Below are 3,629 nucleotides of genomic sequence, written 5' to 3' on the forward strand. Positions count from 1 at the left end.
CGCCGGCGGGGTTGGCCGCCTGCTGCGCAGCCTTGCTCTGGAGCGCGGCCTGACGCTGCTCCTCCACGCGCGGGGCGGCGATGAAATAGTTCCAACCGAGCAGCACCGCCAGCGACAAGGCGATCGCGACGATCATGTTCGTCTTGTCATTACCCATCGAGAGATCCGTCGCGTGTGTTCGGAGGAGGGGAGGGAAGGCAAGCGTCGCCCGAGGCAGGGGGCATCGTCCCCGCCTCGTTTCGCGCGGGCGAACGCGCCGACATCAGGGCGAGTGATGCTGTTTTGGAGGATGCGATTCCATCGGAGCCCGAGCCGGGCTTGCCCGCATCGGGCTTTCCGGACCTGCGCCGGCCCCGCGAGGAGGGCGCCGATTCGCGACCCTTGGTCCCGCCGGGCTTGATCACCGCGCCGACGGAGCGGCGCAGGTCGGCGATCAGCGTCTCGAACGGGGCGTGGAGCGCCGGACGTCTCGCGATGAGAACGATGTCCGCAGAGGTATCGGGAAGATCCGCCGAGGCACGGGCCACGGCATCGCGCAGCCGGCGGCGAATCCGGTTGCGCTCGGTGGCATGACCGACGCGCTTCGTGATCGTGAAGCCGATTCGCAGCCCCCCGATCGGCGGAGCATCGGCGAGTGGCGTCCCTGACGCTGCCTCACGCATCCGCCCCTGGGCGCTCATGAGCTCAGTATGGAACCGTCGCCCCCCCGCGGCAGCGAGGAAGTCCGGTCGCCGCTTGAGCCGTCCGATCGTCGACACTGCCGGTTCGATCCTGCGGCCTAGGGGCGAGGTCATGGTCTGAGCGGGGCTGGCCTCGGCGTTCCGTGCCGCCGAAGGCACGGATGCCTTAGGCCGAGAGCTTCTTGCGGCCGTGCGAGCGACGGGCTGCGATGACCTTGCGACCGCCGGCCGTGGCCATACGGGCGCGGAAACCGTGGCGGCGCTTACGCACGAGCTTGCTGGGCTGATAAGTTCTCTTCATGGCGCGATCTCCGATGGCCGAGGATCGATCCGGCTGGCTGCAGGAGCCCCACCGACATCTTCACTCGCCCTGAAATGTGTCTGCAAGCGCGAAGAGCGCCCACGTGGGGCGCGGCGACGCGATGGCGCGGCTTATGACGGAGAGGGGGGGCGAAGTCAATTCTGGCGCGGGCATTTCCCATCGCGCCCGCCGCCGTCCGAGCGGGGTCGGCGTTAGCCGTGCATTAACCTTTTCGGCTCATGAAGGAATCATGTCCGGTTTTCCGGATGTGGGGCAGATTTCGATCTGCCGTTGTTTTGATGCCTCTGTCGACTTCACCAAAGCCGCCCCTCCCGGGCGGCTTTTTTTTTCGTCCTCGCTCATGCGCATGCCCGGCGCCGTGCGACTCTGCTCGTTTGGCACGATGTCCGCTTGTTAACGTTAACCCCCGGTCAACGGCGCGGGGCGGCGCGTTCGGCGCTAGTGTTGCGCCTCTGGTCGCGAACGCACTGATCGTGTCCCAGGTCGGGACACAACGGTCCGAGAGCGGCACAGGAGGCAGGATGAACGAGTTCAACGTCACCTTTCGCGACGAGCGCGACTGGGTCAGCTTCGGTGACACCTACGTGAACTCGGAGGCCTTCCGGGTTCTGTTCCGCGAGGGCATGACCATGGTCGAGGAGGCGGCGGCCTATCTCGATGGAGATGGGCGCGAGGAATCCCGCCTCCTGTCGCGCGACAGTACCCTGTCCTATGCCAGCGAGAGCATGCGTCTGACCACGCGGCTGATGCAGATCGCCTCCTGGCTGCTGGTGCAGCGCGCCGTGTCGGAGGGTGAGATCACCCCCGCCCAAGCGCTTCAGGAGAAGACCCGCGTCCGCCTCGCGACGCCGGAGGCCTTCCGCGCCGAGACGTTCGGCGCGCTCCCGGCCCGTCTTCAGGACCTCACAATCCGCTCGCGCCGGCTCCATGCCCGCATCCTGCATCTCGACGGGCTCATCTCCGACGACCACCCGACCCCGATCGTCCGCGAGAGCCCCGTCGCCGCCCAGCAGGGCCTGCTGCGCAGCGCTTTCGGCGTGGCGCATTGAGACCTGCGCATTGAGATGTGGCGCGTCGAGGCCCGGCGTGGCCTCGATGCCTGGAAACGCGAAAGGGCGGCGCCTCGTCGGCGCCGCCCTTTCGCGTTTCGAAAACCCTCCGCCGCCACCAGCCGGTCGCGTCGGTCAGTCCGCAGAGATCACTTCTTGCCGAAGGAGAGGGCGCCGAAACGCGAATTGAACCGCGAGACGCGACCGCCGCGATCGAGCATCTTCTGCTCGCCACCGGTCCAGGCCGGGTGCGTGTTCGGATCGATGTCGAGGTTGAGGGTGTCGCCCTCCTTGCCGTAGGTCGACCGGGTCATGTAGTCGGACCCATCGGTCATCACGACCTTGATGAAATGGTAGTCGGGATGCTCGGTACCCTTGGCCTTGTCGGCCGCACTCTTTGCCATGACGAAATCCTTGAATAGCCACGCCGACCGGCCCGCCTGGCGGCCCGCGGCCTTAGATCACGCGCAATCGGATGAAGGCGGGCCTATACCCCACGTGCTTCCTCCGAACAAGCGCCCGGGCGCGGGAGATCGCCCGGGCGCGTATTTTCTTGAGACGATGACGAGGCAAGATGGCTCGCGGGCGTAAAAAAATTTCCGGCGGCGATGGCCGCGGCAAGGCACCCCTCGGGTCGCTGAAGCCGCTGATTCCGTTCGCACTGGTCTATCGCGGTCGCATCCTGGCGGCGTTCCTGTCGCTGCTGGCGGCTTCCGGGGCGACTCTGGTCGTGCCCATCGCGCTCCGGCGGGTGATCGATCACGGCTTCTCGCCGGAGGGCCACAGCGTCATCGACGCCTATTTCATGGCGCTGATCGGCGTGGTGTCGGTCCTCGCCCTCTCGAGCGCGGCGCGGTACTACACCGTGGTGACCCTGGGCGAGCGCGTGGTCGCGGACCTGCGCAGCGCGGTCTTCGCCCGCCTCACCATCCTCGATCCCGCCTTCTTCGACCGCTCGCAATCGGGCGAGATCGTCTCGCGGCTCACCGCCGATGCGACGCAGGTGAAGGCGGTCTTCGGCGTCTCGATCTCCATTCTCCTGCGCAACGCCTTTCTGTTCGTCGGCGCGGTGGCGATGATGGTCATCACCAGCCCGAAGCTGTCGATCCTGGTGCTGGTGGCGATTCCCCTCATCGTGTTCCCGCTCATCCTGTCCGGGCGCGGCGTGCGGCGGCGTTCCCGCGCCGCGCAGGACCGGCTGGCCGATGCCTCGGCCTATGCGGCCGAAGCCATCGGGGCGATTCGCACCATGCAGGCCTTCGGCATGGGACGCGCCACGGCGGAGCATTTCGGGCAGGCCTCCGAGCATGCGTATTCCGCCGCGCGCAATTCGGTGCAGGCCCGCGCCCTCCTCACCGGGGTGGCGATCTTCCTGATCTCGGCCAGCGTCGTCGGGGTGATGTGGTACGGCGCGCAAGGGGTGCTGGCCGGCACGATGACGGCGGGCCAGCTCTCGCAATTCGTGCTCTACGCGGTGTTCGGCGCCAGCGCGCTGGGCCAGCTCTCCGAGGTCTACGGCGAACTCGCCCAGGCGGCCGGCGCCGCCGAGCGCCTCGGCGAGATCCTGGCCGCCTGGGC

General features: G+C 67.6%; 5 protein-coding genes. 2 read left to right on the plus strand and 3 right to left on the minus strand.

Going from position 1 to position 3,629, the window contains the following annotated elements:
• Positions 1-149: 149 nt before the first annotated feature.
• Positions 150-794: a ribonuclease P protein component gene (gene rnpA, locus FV220_RS24370; protein WP_147833515.1), complete on the minus strand. Its 645-nt coding sequence runs from the start codon at positions 792-794 to the stop codon at positions 150-152.
• A 52-nt stretch (positions 795-846) separates the two neighbouring features.
• Entirely contained in the window at positions 847-981 is a 135-nt protein-coding gene (gene rpmH / locus FV220_RS24375) for a 50S ribosomal protein L34 (RefSeq protein ID WP_018045311.1), read from the minus strand.
• A gap of 542 nt (positions 982-1,523) precedes the next feature.
• Here rpmH and FV220_RS24380 point away from each other — a divergent pair.
• Complete coding sequence (locus FV220_RS24380) at positions 1,524-2,051, plus strand: DUF1465 family protein (RefSeq protein WP_018045310.1); 528 nt, start codon at positions 1,524-1,526, stop codon at positions 2,049-2,051.
• 149 nt (positions 2,052-2,200) lie between these two features.
• Here FV220_RS24380 and rpmE read toward each other — a convergent pair whose 3' ends face one another.
• On the minus strand, positions 2,201-2,455 hold the full coding sequence (gene rpmE, locus FV220_RS24385) for a 50S ribosomal protein L31 (RefSeq protein ID WP_018045309.1): 255 nt from the start codon (positions 2,453-2,455) through the stop codon (positions 2,201-2,203).
• 170 nt (positions 2,456-2,625) lie between these two features.
• Between rpmE and FV220_RS24390 the strand changes: the two genes are divergently transcribed.
• A partial coding sequence (locus FV220_RS24390) for an ABC transporter transmembrane domain-containing protein (RefSeq protein WP_246689535.1) occupies positions 2,626-3,629 on the plus strand: 1,004 nt, incomplete at its 3' end.

It is taken from the genome of Methylobacterium sp. WL19, from assembly GCF_008040005.1.
In the GTDB taxonomy this organism is placed as follows: domain Bacteria; phylum Pseudomonadota; class Alphaproteobacteria; order Rhizobiales; family Beijerinckiaceae; genus Methylobacterium; species Methylobacterium bullatum.

Bases quoted from the DNA above. Each gene is read 5' to 3' on its own strand.
- rnpA (WP_147833515.1), bottom strand. From the start codon at position 794: ATGACCTCGCCCCTAGGCCGCAGGATCGAACCGGCAGTGTCGACGATC.
- rpmH (WP_018045311.1), bottom strand. From the start codon at position 981: ATGAAGAGAACTTATCAGCCCAGCAAGCTCGTGCGTAAGCGCCGCCAC.
- FV220_RS24380 (WP_018045310.1), top strand. From the start codon at position 1,524: ATGAACGAGTTCAACGTCACCTTTCGCGACGAGCGCGACTGGGTCAGC.
- rpmE (WP_018045309.1), bottom strand. From the start codon at position 2,455: ATGGCAAAGAGTGCGGCCGACAAGGCCAAGGGTACCGAGCATCCCGAC.